Origin of the sequence: Winogradskyella sp. (genome assembly GCF_028282165.1) — a bacterium.
GTDB lineage: Bacteria > Bacteroidota > Bacteroidia > Flavobacteriales > Flavobacteriaceae > Winogradskyella.
Genome location: NZ_JANQIM010000047.1, coordinates 1 through 14,586, shown reverse-complemented (window position 1 = coordinate 14,586; position 14,586 = coordinate 1). Strand labels below are relative to the sequence as shown.

The 14,586-nt window shown below is 34.9% G+C and carries 14 protein-coding genes and 1 other RNA gene; 8 read left to right on the top strand and 7 right to left on the bottom strand.

Going from position 1 to position 14,586, the window contains the following annotated elements:
• Positions 1-106: 106 nt before the first annotated feature.
• Positions 107-1,381 carry a serine hydroxymethyltransferase gene (gene glyA / locus Q0972_RS17285; RefSeq protein ID WP_299368430.1) on the top strand — a complete coding sequence of 425 codons (1,275 nt, stop codon included), beginning with the start codon at positions 107-109 and terminating at the stop codon, positions 1,379-1,381.
• Positions 1,382-1,457: 76 nt separating this feature from the next.
• On the opposite strand, the gene Q0972_RS17280 is transcribed toward glyA, so the two are convergent.
• The 4 genes from Q0972_RS17280 to Q0972_RS17265 all read right to left on the bottom strand — a co-directional run bounded on the left by Q0972_RS17280 (position 1,458) and on the right by Q0972_RS17265 (position 5,566).
• Positions 1,458-3,029 carry a right-handed parallel beta-helix repeat-containing protein gene (locus Q0972_RS17280; protein ID WP_299368427.1) on the bottom strand — a complete coding sequence of 524 codons (1,572 nt, stop codon included), beginning with the start codon at positions 3,027-3,029 and terminating at the stop codon, positions 1,458-1,460.
• Between the two features lie 202 nt (positions 3,030-3,231).
• A complete protein-coding gene (locus Q0972_RS17275; RefSeq protein ID WP_299368424.1) occupies positions 3,232-3,996 on the bottom strand; it encodes a hypothetical protein in 765 nt (254 codons plus the stop codon).
• A 145-nt stretch (positions 3,997-4,141) separates the two neighbouring features.
• A complete protein-coding gene (locus Q0972_RS17270; protein WP_299368421.1) occupies positions 4,142-4,531 on the bottom strand; it encodes a thioesterase family protein in 390 nt (129 codons plus the stop codon).
• Between the two features lie 6 nt (positions 4,532-4,537).
• Entirely contained in the window at positions 4,538-5,566 is a 1,029-nt protein-coding gene (locus Q0972_RS17265; RefSeq protein WP_299368419.1) for a glutaminyl-peptide cyclotransferase, read from the bottom strand.
• Positions 5,567-5,665: 99 nt separating this feature from the next.
• On the opposite strand from Q0972_RS17265, the gene ffs reads away from it, so the two are divergent.
• The 4 genes from ffs (at position 5,666) to fsa (ending at position 7,934) form a co-directional block, all read left to right on the top strand.
• Positions 5,666-5,764: signal recognition particle sRNA small type (gene ffs / locus Q0972_RS17260), an RNA gene on the top strand.
• Positions 5,765-5,885: 121 nt separating this feature from the next.
• Positions 5,886-6,689, top strand: a complete 804-nt coding sequence (locus tag Q0972_RS17255; protein ID WP_299368416.1) for an SDR family oxidoreductase — start codon at positions 5,886-5,888, stop codon at positions 6,687-6,689.
• Between the two features lie 46 nt (positions 6,690-6,735).
• Positions 6,736-7,140 carry a hypothetical protein gene (locus Q0972_RS17250; protein WP_299368413.1) on the top strand — a complete coding sequence of 135 codons (405 nt, stop codon included), beginning with the start codon at positions 6,736-6,738 and terminating at the stop codon, positions 7,138-7,140.
• Between the two features lie 140 nt (positions 7,141-7,280).
• Positions 7,281-7,934, top strand: coding sequence for a fructose-6-phosphate aldolase (gene fsa, locus Q0972_RS17245; RefSeq protein ID WP_299368410.1), 654 nt, complete (start codon positions 7,281-7,283; stop codon positions 7,932-7,934).
• Between the two features lie 28 nt (positions 7,935-7,962).
• Here the strand turns inward: fsa and Q0972_RS17240 are convergent, their stop codons facing one another.
• Complete coding sequence (locus tag Q0972_RS17240; protein ID WP_299368407.1) at positions 7,963-9,354, bottom strand: hypothetical protein; 1,392 nt, start codon at positions 9,352-9,354, stop codon at positions 7,963-7,965.
• A 207-nt stretch (positions 9,355-9,561) separates the two neighbouring features.
• Here Q0972_RS17240 and Q0972_RS17235 point away from each other — a divergent pair, with 207 nt between their 5' ends.
• A complete protein-coding gene (locus tag Q0972_RS17235; RefSeq protein ID WP_299368405.1) occupies positions 9,562-11,187 on the top strand; it encodes an ABC-F family ATP-binding cassette domain-containing protein in 1,626 nt (541 codons plus the stop codon).
• 476 nt (positions 11,188-11,663) lie between these two features.
• Here the strand turns inward: Q0972_RS17235 and Q0972_RS17230 are convergent, their stop codons facing one another.
• Positions 11,664-11,900, bottom strand: coding sequence for a DUF2007 domain-containing protein (locus Q0972_RS17230; RefSeq protein WP_299368402.1), 237 nt, complete (start codon positions 11,898-11,900; stop codon positions 11,664-11,666).
• Between the two features lie 257 nt (positions 11,901-12,157).
• Here Q0972_RS17230 and Q0972_RS17225 point away from each other — a divergent pair, with 257 nt between their 5' ends.
• Positions 12,158-12,940 carry a prohibitin family protein gene (locus Q0972_RS17225; protein WP_299368399.1) on the top strand — a complete coding sequence of 261 codons (783 nt, stop codon included), beginning with the start codon at positions 12,158-12,160 and terminating at the stop codon, positions 12,938-12,940.
• Between the two features lie 68 nt (positions 12,941-13,008).
• Here the strand turns inward: Q0972_RS17225 and Q0972_RS17220 are convergent, their stop codons facing one another.
• Positions 13,009-13,743 (bottom strand): hypothetical protein, encoded by a 735-nt coding sequence (locus Q0972_RS17220; protein WP_299368396.1) that lies wholly within the window; start codon positions 13,741-13,743, stop codon positions 13,009-13,011.
• A 254-nt stretch (positions 13,744-13,997) separates the two neighbouring features.
• On the opposite strand from Q0972_RS17220, the gene Q0972_RS17215 reads away from it, so the two are divergent.
• A partial coding sequence (locus Q0972_RS17215) for a peroxidase family protein (RefSeq protein WP_367182414.1) occupies positions 13,998-14,586 on the top strand: 589 nt, incomplete at its 3' end.

Genomic DNA, 14,586 nt, shown 5'->3' with positions numbered 1-14,586 from the left:
ATTGTTGATTAAATGTTCATTAATTTCTATTCAAACCTACATAATTTTTAATATTAAAACTAATGTTTTAGTATTTTTGATGCTCATTTAACTATAGAGATAATTTATGCAACGCGACGAACAAATCTTTGAACTTATAGATGCTGAAAGAGAACGCCAATTGGAAGGTATAGAATTAATCGCTTCAGAAAATTTTGCTAGTGACCAAGTTATGGAAGCTACAGGCTCTGTCCTTACAAACAAGTATGCGGAGGGTTATCCTGGGAAGCGTTATTATGGTGGTTGTGAAGTTGTAGACGAAGTTGAACGTGTTGCCATAGATAGAGCAAAAGCCTTGTTTGGTGCCGCTTATGCCAATGTTCAGCCACATTCAGGTAGCCAAGCCAATACTGCTGTATTTCATGCTTGCCTTAAGCCAGGTGATACTATTTTAGGATTCGATTTATCACATGGTGGACACCTTACTCATGGTTCTTCGGTTAATTTTTCAGGGAAATTATATCGTCCTACATTTTATGGTGTAAAAAAAGATACAGGTTATATTGATTATGACATGTTATCTGATGTTGCCGAAAAAGAACGCCCTAAATTGATCATTGCTGGTGCATCTGCCTATTCTCGTGATATGGACTTTGCTAAGTTTAGGGAAGTTGCCGATAATGTTGGTGCTATTTTACTAGCGGATATTTCGCATCCAGCTGGATTAATAGCAAAGGGTATTCTCAATGATCCGATGCCGCACTGTCATGTTGTAACTACTACCACGCACAAAACGTTGAGAGGACCTAGAGGCGGCATGATACTAATGGGTGAGAATATAGATAATCCGTTTGGCATTACCTTAAAAAGTGGAAAGCTTCGCAAGATGTCTGGATTATTAGATTCTGGTGTTTTTCCTGGTAATCAAGGTGGTCCTTTAGAACACGTCATTGCTGCCAAGGCCATTGCCTTTGGTGAAGCTTTAACGGACGAATTTATGCATTACATGCTAAGAGTTAAGCACAATGCCGATGCTATGGCAAAAGCTTTTGTCGCCAAGGATTATCACTTAATCTCTGGTGGAACGGACAACCATATGATGCTGATCGATTTACGTAACAAAAATATCACAGGGAAAGACGCTGAGAATGCCTTAGTTAAGGCTGATATTACGGTCAATAAAAACATGGTGCCATTTGATACAGAGTCGCCTTTTGTAACGTCTGGAATTAGAATTGGTACACCAGCGATTACCACAAGAGGTCTTAAAGAAAACGACATGAGTTATATTGTAGATTTAATTGACGAGGTCATCAACAATCATGATAATGAAACCGTTTTAGAAGGTGTTGCTGAAAAAGTAAATGAATTAATGGGCGGCAGACCTTTGTTCAATGCTTAAGCATTGACGATAATATTCATAATAATACCTACAGATCGTTTTTTAGAGAAACAGTAATAATATTTCAATTAGTTACCTAATCCTCTAAAGTAATACTTTCATAAGCACCGGCATCTGGTTCTATGTTATCCCTTGGATTACTGAGTAAATCAAAACCTGAAGGGATTAAAGGTAGAGCTATACCATTTGCGCCAGAATCTTCTCCGATTCGCATAAGATTTTCAAAAGGGTCTTCAAACCTGGGATCTGTATTGAATACGTTATTCTCATAGAATACAGTATCATTAAACATATAATTTCCTGTACCACTTAGAGTTTCATTATCGAAACGAAGCAAACAATTGGTAAATTTATAGTTGAAAGTATTTCCTTCATTTTCTAATAAAAATTCGGGATTATCATTGCCATAAATAATACAATTAGTGAAGTTGGCTTCGGTTAAGTCATTAGTGAAAATGGTATTGTTTTCATCGACAATAAAATCATTTAGTAAAAGGGATGGGAAATCCCTAAAACTATTGTTCCAATAATTAGCAATGGTACAATGCGTAAAATTGTATTTTCCACCAAAAGTACCTGCAAAAGAGGATTGTCCTGTTCTATTAATGACTAGATTTTCTGCTAAAATGGATGTGGCCCTACCTAATATTCCGAAAGCACTAGAATTGTAAATCTGTGAATTGGTTATGGTCAATTTATCATTTGTAGCATCTTGATTACCTTCTGAAAGTATGCCAATGGTTGCATTTTTTATAGTTGCATAGTTGATCGTATTATTTTCGCTGCCACTAAATAACCAGATTGTTCCCCATTGACCAGGAACCTCTGAGAAAGCAGGTTCTAAGCGATCACCTTCCAGGATGACTTCGTTCTCTAAGACATCTTGATCTGTACTTAATGCGCCATTGATGTTCAGTGAACCGCCTTGAGTGACTATAATTCCGGAGTCAGCATGAAAATGCACTCTAGCACCAGGTTCCATTGTCAAGGTTTGTCCAGCGCCAACACCAGCATAGCCGTAAATAACATAGGGTTTTTCGTTAGTAAAGGTAAGCTCATCATTTTCGAGGAAACGTCCTTGTAATGTTGTTTCATCAGGTGTGCCGTCCCCATCCACATCAAAAGTTAAGGTTTCAATAATATTGGTGTCCTCATCTCTGTCTGCAAATATGAAAATAGCATCTTTAACTAAAGTCACCAAATCCACATCTTGTTGATTGTTGCCCGAATCAAACAGGATACGGTCTGTATATAAAAACTGTGTATCTGAGTTTGAAAGTGTTTCTATGTCTATGGTTGTTTCAATAAATATGAATAAGCTATCATTAGCCAGAAGTTCAATATTTTCGAAAAACTTTCCTTCTTGTGCTCCTTCTAGTCCAGTGGTACCATCAACATTCATTCTATAAAATGAGCTTGTTCCATTTTCTAGCTGAATGGTAGGGATGACGATGTCATCATCACTTCGGTTGTAAACCTTAAGGTTATAGGTACTAGAACCGATATTTGTAAACACAGTATCTAGGTAAATGGTATCTCTTTCAAATTGTAGGTTTCCTGTACTCGGTGAGAATTCAAAATCCTCACGGCAAGAACTCCAAAACACGATGATTCCTAAACAAATAAAGAACGCTAGTAATCGCTTCATAAAAGATAAATATATTTTGGCTCTAAAATATAACTTTTGAAGTTATGAATTATTATGTATTTGTATTAATTAAAGGATTATGTCACACTGAGCGCAGTCGAAGTGTAATGTGAAACATATTTGTTTCTACATTGTACCTCTGCTTGCAGGTTTCACCTAAGTAGTTAAAGTTATGGCAACAAGCTGGCGTAAGAATGACAGGCTAATCTTTTGTTGTCTTCTCTTCACCATATTCTTCGAGCAGGATTAAGAACAATTGGCTATTTACAACCAATTGTTCTAACAGCATCATCTTTTTTTCATCTTTCAATAATTCTGAACTTATGCCCTTGGCTTCACAAAAATCAAAAAACAGTTTTGTTTTATCTTCTGGAATATTTAAATCTTCCGTAACCAAACGTTTGTTAAAGAATGTGCTTTTACTAAATAAAGAATCTATTTGTGTATAGGTTAGGGATTTGTAAGTTGGGGCTTTAGGTCGTTTTCGCTTAAAAAGCTTTGCGACTTGCCCAATAAGATAGATGAAGTCTACGCCATAAGTTGCACCAGGAGGTTGATAAAGGTGCGGATTGCGTTTAATGTCTTCTTTAATTAAATTTTGAAGGTCTTCATTAAAGGTTTCTTCTTCAAAAACAGGTTGTTCGGGTTCTGCTTTAATATTAACTTCATCCAATTCACTTACAATTTCCTCTATTTCAAAAACATTAATAGAATTAAAATGGGTTTGATCTAAAACCACTTCTTTAGGACGGTAAAATAAGGACTGAAATGAAATGGTGTCGTTCACTTTTGCAGGAATACTGAAATTACCGTCTTTATCAGTGACTGTAAGTCTGTTTTGGGTTTTGTTTAAGACTTTAATATCCTTTACTACCGATTTAGAATTATACACTTTACCTTCAAGCGTTTGTCCAAAAACAAGACTGTTAATAGATAACAGACCTATAATAAAGAATAAGTGTTTCATGGTGATTGATCAGTGGCCTAAAGAACGTAGATTAAAATGAAACAGCTTTGCCTATTAAAAAAACTTTAACCTAAATTATTGTTAACTCATCAACGCTTTGCTTCGTCGAGCTAGTCTAAAGCAACTAGTCTAGGTTTTGTATGGCTTATTCAAATAATGCTATGATTTCTGGCGTAATTCTGGTAGGTCGTTTGCTTGCTGCACTTATCAAACACCATTTGGTTTCGGATGCTACAATAAGTTTGTCATTGAAGGTATTATAGATCTCAACTTGTCGAAATGAGAATAACCCTTCGGATTTGGACACATAGGTCTTGAGTTTTAAGACATCACCCAAAACAGCTTGATTTTTATAATCGATATGATGGCTCACCAATACCCAAAAGTACTTATCTAAAATGGTTTTAGTCGTATTTTGAAGCCAATGTGCTTCAGCCATATCTTGTACCCATTGTACATAGCGTACATTGTTGACGTGGTTGAGTTGGTCCAGGTCTTCGTTTGATACGGTAATAGTTTTCTCGAAAGTTTGCAAGGTCTACTACTGCTTTTTTATGGTTACTTCAAAAAGCTTATCCCAATTCTTACCAGTGACGAAAATGGTTTTGCGTTCTGGATGATAGGCAATACCGTTGAGTACATCTAATCGATCGTGTTGTTTTACATGTTTTAGTAAAGGTTTAAAGTCAATAACACCTTCTACACCTCCTGTTTTAGGATCTATAATAACAACACCGTTGCGTTGATAGATGTTAGCGAAAATTTTGCCGTTTATCCATTCCAATTCATTTAAGCTAGGGATCTTACCTTTTTCGGTATATACTTCGATATGGCCTTTTTCCGTAAGATTTTCAGGATTTAGTAGCCAAATCCTTTCAGTGCCGTCAGACTTATATAAGGTGTTTCCATCATTGCAAATTCCCCAGCCTTCTTTACTCTTTCCGTAGTTAAATGTACTCAGTTTTTCAAAAGAATTAATATCATATATAAAACCTCGTTTGGCTTTCCAGGTCAATTGGTATAATTTATCATCTAAAATGGTTAACCCTTCACCAAAAAAATTATCATTGAGATTAATATTTTTTAAAATTTCACCTGTTTCAAAATTCACTTTTCTTAATTTCGATTCTTTATACTGACCAGTACTCTCATATAATTCACCATTATAAAACTCTAAACCTTGGGTGTAAGATGTAATATCGTGAGGATAGGTGTTTACAATGTCATAAGTGTAGATAGAAGGGATTTTGTTGTTGTAAATTGTTATAGATTTGGTAAGTGTTTCCGTTTTGTCATCATAAGTTACAGTAGCTGTGAGGGTTTTTACGCCTAGTGTAGTGTTATTAAGAACTGCATTTTTTTCTATAGGTTGCCCATCTATTTGATAACTTACCTTAGTGATATTTAGTTTTTTAGGATTGATTATAGATAGGTCTAAGGTATCCCCCAACAAAAGAGATTTTACTTTAGTGTCAATGGCTAAGCCTGTTTGTTCGGAGGTATTTGTATTGCCACAATTGATTAGACTTAACCCTAAAAAGCAGAATATTAAATATTTATACAAGTGCATGGATTTCTAAAGATTTTTGGCAAGTTATTAAATATAATTCAGTTTAAAAATGATTGCTTAAATGGTTGTAAAAGTTTTAAAAGGTTGTATCTTTGCAGCCGGCAAGTCCTACACAACCAGCTCCTGCTTAATCCTCCAGGACGGGAACGTAGCAAAGGTACGCGGTCGTAGCGGTGTGATGTAGGTAGCTTGCCTTTTTTTATGACCTATCCTAAATTCTTTCCAAAGAAAAAGACTTCTTACTCAAACAATTTTTTGGAAAGATTAATTTTAGTTATTTTGGAATTTAGAGTTTGAAGTTTGTTATTTATTGTGCATCATGTCTAAAGTTGTTTTAATTACAGGAGGATCATCTGGAATCGGAAAATCCATTGGAGAATTTCTCCAAGCCAAAGGTTTCAAGGTCTATGGAACAAGTCGTAATCCTAAAAACTATCCTGATAGTGAGTTTCCTATTTTAGCTTTAGATGTAACTAAGCCAGAAACCATTTCTAACTGTGTTGCAGAACTACTAGAGAAAGCATCTAGAATAGATATTTTAATCAATAATGCCGGGGCTGGTATTACTGGACCGATAGAAGAAATTCCCGATGCAGAGATAAAACGTAACTTTGAAACCAATTTTTTTGGACCGATCAACGTCATTAAGGCTGTATTGCCGACGATGCGGCAACAAAATTCAGGTTTAATAATAAATATTACCTCAATTGCAGGTTATATGGGATTACCATATAGAGGTGTGTACAGTGCTAGTAAGGGAGCTCTTGAATTAATCACCGAAGCCTTTAGAATGGAATTAAAGGATTTTAATATTGAAATGACCAACGTGGCACCAGGTGATTTTGCAACAAATATTGCTGCAGGTCGTTACCATGCACCAGTTTTAGAAGGTTCTCCCTATGAAGAAAAGTACGGAAATTCGTTAAAGATGATGGATGCGCATGTTGATGACGGAAACGACCCTAAAGAAATGGCGGAGTCAGTTTATAGAATTATACGTACTAAGTCCCCAAAGATTCATTATAAAGTCGGTGCATTTATGCAAAAATTCTCGATTGTTTTAAAGCGGATTCTTCCAGATAAGGTTTATGAAAAATTGTTGATGAACCATTATAAGCTGTAGTTGTTTTTGGTACATTATTTGAGGTATATATTCTAAATCCGCGATTATGAGGTCTCTAAGAATTTTACCTTTTTTATTCTGTTTTTTTCTATTTGGATGCGAGGATTTTTTTGATTGTTTAATTGCTCGCGAGCCCTCAATTCCTGATAAAGAATTTCCCATTGCGTCAACAGAGTCGTTTTATTATGTTGATCTTACTGTAGAAATTGAAAATGAGCCAAGAGATGATGACTATGATTACTATTTTCATGTTCGAGGCTTACCAGAGGGTTTAGATTATTTTGTAAGCTATAGAACAATAAGTATTGAAGGGACACCTTTAGAAACTGGTATTAATAGAATAACGATTGATCTAGATGTTGAGGGCCCCTTCAGAAATGGTTTTGATGATGACTCCAGAGAGTTATGCAATTATAGTACCTCTAAGACTTTCCTTCTAATAGTAGAATAAACCATTCCTCATCTTTTAGTAAGTTGTTAATATATTTTAGGGATTTCTTTAAAGTCCTCCTGTTGATTAGTTGTACATTCGCGACAATTAAAACACAAGTAAATAGATTCTCTGTAGAGGGAAAATAAAACAAGCTTACTATGGAATTTTTTATAGACACAGCCAATTTAGATCAGATTAAAGAAGCCCAAGATATGGGTATTTTAGATGGTGTAACGACTAACCCATCACTCATGGCAAAAGAGGGTATTACAGGAGTAGATAATATTATGAAGCACTATGTAGATATATGTAACATTGTTGATGGTGATGTTTCGGCAGAAGTTATCTCTACTGATTTTGAAGGTATGGTTAGGGAAGGAGAAGTGTTGGCAGAGTTGCACGACCAAATCGTGATTAAATTACCAATGATAAAAGATGGTGTAAAAGCTTGTAAGTATTTTTCCGATAAGGGAATAAAAACAAACGTAACCTTGGTATTTTCGCCAGGCCAAGCATTATTGGCTGCTAAAGCAGGCGCAACTTATGTGTCACCATTTATTGGTCGTTTAGATGATGTTTCAACAGACGGGCTAAACTTAATTGCAGAAATACGTCATATTTATGACAATTATGCCTTTGATACGAAGATTTTGGCAGCTTCGGTAAGACACACCATGCATGTTATTGATTGTGCAAAATTAGGCGCAGATGTTATGACTGGACCTCTAAAGTCTATTATAGGATTACTAAACCATCCTCTAACGGATATAGGATTAGAAAAATTCTTGGCTGATTATAACAAAGGGAATTAAATTAAAACCTAAATACTATTTAAGCACCTTATTGTTTAGCGATAAGGTGTTTTTTTTGTAAAAGACTACCTAGCATTTCGGTAAAGTCCGATTTAAAAATATTAACGTTAGGATGCAATATCATAGCGTTTTCGTTAACTATGATGGCCTTATTTAAATAGTTCACCGCCAATACTTTTCTTGCTTCTTTAGGATATTTAAACTTATATTCATTATCCTTAGGGAAATCGTAATTGTTTATGATGCCTTTCCAGGATTTGTCATCGTTGCTATTAAGGTTTATTGACACAAAATCTACACCTGGAAATTCGTATTTCAAACTCTTTACTTTGTAATGACTGTTTCTGTACTGCATCTTTGAGTTAGAAGACCAGAAGTAAATAATGGTCGGTCTTTCTATGATTGCATTTAAATTTTGCTCTGAGTTGTCATAATTAATGATCGGCAAATTAGGAATAGGATTCCCTTGTCTTAGTAATTTTAAAGAAAACACCAACTCTTTCATACTTTCCTTATCTTCTTCATTGGTGCTTTTAGATAGAAAATAATTGAGCATTTCATTAGCATCTGACTCGGTATGGTTATGGCTTACATAATCTCTGGTCTTATATTTTAGAAGACTGTTCTTTAAGCTTTCATCAGATATAATGCTATCAATTAAATCTAATTTTGACTTATTGTAGTGCATGGTATGCCTATCAAATTTACTGTGATAGGGGTTGCTATCATAATAAACATGAGCAGCAAGGTTATCGATGTAAAAAAACAAGAAGCGATTGTAAGAATACAAATGACTTAAATTAACAGCGTTTTTATCTATAATACTTCTGTGCGCATAAAAGTCTTCGGGCAGGTCTTTAATATGTATAAGTTTGTTATTGCCAAAATAGGCGAAAGGATAAATTTCTTTATCAGCAAAAGAGTTATAGTTAATATTGGCTTCTATGATGGACTTAAAAAGTTCGGACTCTTGTTTGTCTTTTATAAAATCGTGAAACTTATCCAATTCTCTAGATCGCCGTTCTTCAATAAATTCATTGAACTGTTCAGGCTCCATTTTGGCATACCTCATTAGTTTTTTTTCTTCACGTTCATTAGACAGATAAGTCTCAATAAGATAATTGTTCTTTCTGGCGCCAACACCAGTAAACACCAGGGACTCATCGAAGTCGTAAGTGTTTAGTCTAAACATAACACTATCGTTTGGTTCCAAGAGAACCAATTGGTATTCACCACCGTGAGTAAAAGAGTATAAGCCAGGCTGTAAGTCTTTTATCTTGTATATAAATCTATTGTTTACATCTAAGGTCAAAGAATCCACAACTAAGCCTTCAGTATTGTAGAGTACAACGCTTTCATTTTTCGGATTTATAATTTCTCCGCCAATGTAAGCATGGTCACCTTCGCTGCCTGTATTCACTTTGCATCCAAAAGTTATGGATAAGAGGGCAAAAGAACATATGATGTATCTAATCAACATGCGCAATTCAACAATAGTTAGTAAGCAAAAATATAAGTTGCATTTTTGAAGTCTTGTTAATACCTAGTTAAATCTTGTTATCCTGCCTATTTATTTCGCCCAATCGCTTTAATTTTCTACTTTTGCCGAAAAAATAAAACCTATAAAATGTTATCAGTTTCTAATCTTTCGGTTCAATTCGGTAAACGTGTGCTTTTTGATGAGGTGAATACCACATTTAATAATGGTAATTGTTATGGAATTATTGGCGCAAATGGTGCCGGAAAATCTACTTTTTTAAAGATTTTATCCGGTAAAATGGACCCTACCTCAGGTCATGTACATTTAGAACCTGGTAAGCGCATGTCTGTACTAGAACAGAACCATAATAAAAACGATGAGGATACGGTTTTAGAAACCGTATTAAAGGGAAATAGACCATTATACGAGTTAAAATCTCAAATCGATGCCCTCTATGCTGATTATACGGACGAGAATGCGGAAAAAATAGGAGAACTTCAAGTACAGTTTGAAGAAATGAATGGATGGAATGCAGATAGTGATGCCGCAGCCATGCTTTCTAATTTAGGTATCAAGGAAGATTTACACTACACTTTGATGGGAGATTTAGATGGTAAACAAAAGGTTAGAGTGTTATTAGCACAGGCTCTATTTGGAAATCCTGATGTTTTAATTATGGACGAGCCTACTAACGACCTAGACTACGAGACCATTTCTTGGTTAGAGAATTTCTTAGCAAATTATGACAATTGTGTTATTGTAGTGTCTCACGATAGACACTTTTTAGATGCCGTTTGTACCCATATTTCGGATATCGATTTTGGAAAAATAAATCATTATTCTGGTAACTATACCTTTTGGTACGAGTCTTCTCAGTTAGCCGCTAAACAACGTGCACAGCAAAACAAAAAAGCCGAAGAAAAGAAGAAAGAATTAGAAGAATTTATACGTCGTTTCTCTGCTAATGTTGCAAAATCAAAACAAGCAACCAGTAGAAAAAAGATGATAGATAAATTGAACATTGCAGATATAAAACCAAGTAGTCGTCGTTATCCAGCTATTATTTTTGAGCGCGAGCGTGAAGCAGGCGATCAGATTTTAAATATTGAGGGGCTTTCGGCAAGTTTGGATGGCGAAGTTCTTTTTAAAGGTGTCGATATCAATTTGGCAAAAGGCGACAAGGTAGTGTTGTATTCTAAAGATTCGAGAGCGACTACCGCCTTCTATCAGATCATTAACGGAAAAGAGAAGGCAGATGCAGGAAAGTATGCTTGGGGCGTAACAACTACACAATCTTACTTGCCATTAGATAATAGCGAATATTTCGAAAACAAACTAACGCTGGTAGATTGGTTGCGTCAATGGGCCACAACCGAAGAAGAACGCGAAGAAGTTTACATAAGAGGGTTTCTTGGGAAAATGATATTTAGTGGAGAAGAAGCCTTGAAAACTGCAGATGTCTTATCTGGAGGTGAAAAAGTACGTTGTATGTTGAGCCGTATGATGATGATGAGAGCCAATGTGGTAATGGTAGATGAACCAACTAACCATTTGGATTTAGAAAGTATCACTGCTTTCAATAATGCCTTAAAAAACTTTAAAGGAACTGTGTTGTTAACCACGCACGACCACGAGTTTGCACAAACTGTAGGTAACCGCATTATTGAGCTCACTCCAAACGGCGTTATTGACCGCTACATGACTTTTGATGAATATATGAATGATAAAAAGATCAAGGAACAGCGTGAAAAGATGTATGCTGTGACGGCTTAATTATTTTTATAATCATTTCATAGGATTCATCGGTGATACTGTGATAGTCACCTGGTTTACTGTGGATATAATGTTGCTCGCTTTCAAAGTTACCTAATCTAATATACTCGTAAACGCTATTGTTGCTATTAAGCTTGACATAAGAACAACTGTCCATCCATTTTATTCTCATTAGTGTTTCAATGCCTAACGACTTTGTTAATTCATAATTTTTACCCTTCTCAATAAACCTGACTATGGTGTCAGTTCCATTTGTAAACGAACCATATTTAATTTTTGAACATTCAAAACCGTTTGACTTAAAATTGATGTTTTCTTTTTCTAAAATCGACCTATAAGTTGTCATCTCTTTCGGGTAAAATAATTATAGCTAAAAATCAGCAAAGGTATGATTAAACCCAACAAAAGTGATGATAGTTTGAAGCCTACAAAACCTATTTCAATATTTGATAAATTATTTATTTTGAACTCTTATACTATGCCTCCATTTCAGCCTTAATCTGTTCTACAATGGCACTAGCTTTATCCAATTCATCATTATGTACAAAGACCTCTTGGTAACCTTGATTCATGGAGCCATATCCAGCTAAGCGTTGGGACTCGCCCTCATCTTTAATGATGGGAACAATGCCTATGTGTTCTAGCGCATTCTTTAGACGTGTTACTATAATAAAATTACCGTAATAAACTTTTGTATATTCTGAAGTGCTCATATGTTATGTATTTAAAGCTTTAATTTACAAAATTATAATTGGATAATTTGTTCGAATACCTAGAAAATATGGGATGTGAAAACTTTCGCGCTGTTAAAGTTTTCTAAACATACGTTTTTCGATTTAAAAAATAAATAATTGATATACAGAATATTAAATACCATTTTAAGTTCTCGCTTATAATATCCATAAGAATTGTTAATGCAAATAATATCCAAGTAAGAATTATCTTTATAAAACGACAAAAATTTATTGCTATGAGGACAAAACTATTATTATTACTATTATCGGTTGTATTAACTACAAGTTGTGCTGTTGTGAGACCAGGTGAAGCAGGAATTAGACAAAAACTTGGAAAATTAGACACAGAAGTCACTACGCAAGGCACCATTTTCTTTAATCCATTTACTACAAGAGTCATAAAAGAATCGATTCAAACCAATAATCTTGAACTTTTATTAAATCTGCCCAGTAAGGAAGGCTTGAGTGTAGAGTCTGAGATATCCATACTTTATAGATTAGAAGTAGATAAAGTGTCATATATATTAGAAAATATTGGACCAAATTATACCGCCGTTATTACTAGTGTTTTTAGATCTGCATCAGCAGATGTGTGTTCTAAGTTTTTTGCTAAGGATATGCACTCTGGTCGACGTTCCGATATTGAAGAGGCCATTCAGGTGAAAATGGCAGAGAATTTAAACAGTCAAGGTATTGTGATAGAAGCGGTGCTCATGAAGAGTATTCAGTTGCCTAGAGGTCTATCCTCGTCTATTGAGCAAAAATTACAAGCAGAACAAGATGCCATGCGTATGGAATTCATCTTACAGCAAGAACGATTAGAGGCAGAAAGAAAAATAATCGAAGCTGAAGGTGTGCGTGACGCTCAAAAAATCTTGTCCGTAGGGTTAACTCCAGCAATTATACAAATACGAAGCATAGAAGCCTTTATGGAATTGGCAAAGTCTGCCAACAGTAAAGTCATTATCACAGATGGTAAAACACCTTACCTGATCAATGCAGAAGAATCGAATGATTGATATTGGGAATGAAATTGATAAAATGATTACACTAAAAAAGGTCATACGTATTGTATGGCCTTTTCTGATTAAGTGTTATAATATTTGCTGTCCCAAATAGCAGCACTAAAGTTTTTTCCAGATAAATAACCGTAGTACATCACTGCAGCAACAACAGATTTAAATACAAAAAGGAACACGATTCCGGCATTGGCTGCTGTAGCCTTATTAGAAAAAACACCCTCTCGGATTGCAGCTGTTAGCACAATACTTAAAATAAACATACAAAAAACAAAGTTTTCAAAATCTCTCACTGGCCACATCAGAAGCTTCCTGTATGGACTGAGGTCATTTCCCCATTTATGAATCAAATAATAATAACCATTACCAATTGGTGCAAAAAGAAGCGGATCGTCATAATGCTCAAGTTTAAAAAGTTTAGCTGGCGCTATAATTTTAAATCCTTTGAGATTGGTATTGTGCTCTTTTTCGAGCTGTTTTATTTTAGATATGGCTTCATAGGGTAATTCACCTTTAAAAAGCTTTGTGTCTAAAAAGCGTAATCTGTAGTTAACACATGTCTTTTTAATTTGGCTTATATGATAAATCCGATCAGTCTCTAATAAGTCGAAAATAAAATTATTATGATCGGAATTGTTATTGCTAGATAAAGTTTTTAGAATTAGCTCATCTTTTTTATCATCATCATTAAGGATAGCTTTTACTTCATCTATAATCTTTTCTTCTGAATAGCCTTTACGTTTCAACGCATTCAGCTTGTTCTCAATGTTAGTCTTTTTCAATAGCATTTTTTCTTTTTTCATAAAATTAAGCTTACTCAGTTTTAGATACAAAAATTTAACAAAAGTGTTTAAGCTTTTAAGTTAAAATTAATTGATATCATGCTAAAAATTAAACAGTTCAACAACATTACCATTATTTGTAATTATTCTAAATAAATTAACAATAGATAAAATCTATAGAAAAATAAACATATAGTATGTCTGTATTTTAGTCTCTGGTCATTAATTTTATACTTTTAAACAAGTAAAAATCAACTCTCCAAAAACTAAAAAATATGGACAATAAAGGAAATTACAACATTAATAGTAGTGATGCTAGCAAATGCCCGTTTTTAAGTGGAACTCAGAAGAAATCGGCAGGTGGTGGAACCCAAAATCGCGATTGGTGGCCAAATGAATTGAAGTTAAATATTTTGAGGCAACATGCACCAAAGAATGACCCAATGGGTGAAGACTTTGATTATGCAGAAGCATTCAATAGTATTGATTATGATGCGCTTAAAAAAGACCTCACGCATTTAATGACCGATTCTCAAGACTGGTGGCCAGCAGATTATGGGCATTATGGTGGATTGATGATTCGTATGGCTTGGCATAGTGCCGGAACTTACAGAGTGGGTGACGGACGCGGAGGTGCTGGTACAGGAACACATCGTTTTGCACCACTTAATAGTTGGCCAGATAATGGTAACTTAGATAAAGCACGTTTACTGTTGTGGCCTGTAAAGAAAAAGTATGGCAATAAGATTTCTTGGGCCGATTTAATGATTCTTGCAGGAAATGTAGCATTAGAGTCGATGGGATTCCCAACATTTGGTTTTGCAGGTGGTCGTGAGGATGTTTATGAGCCAGAGCAAGATATTT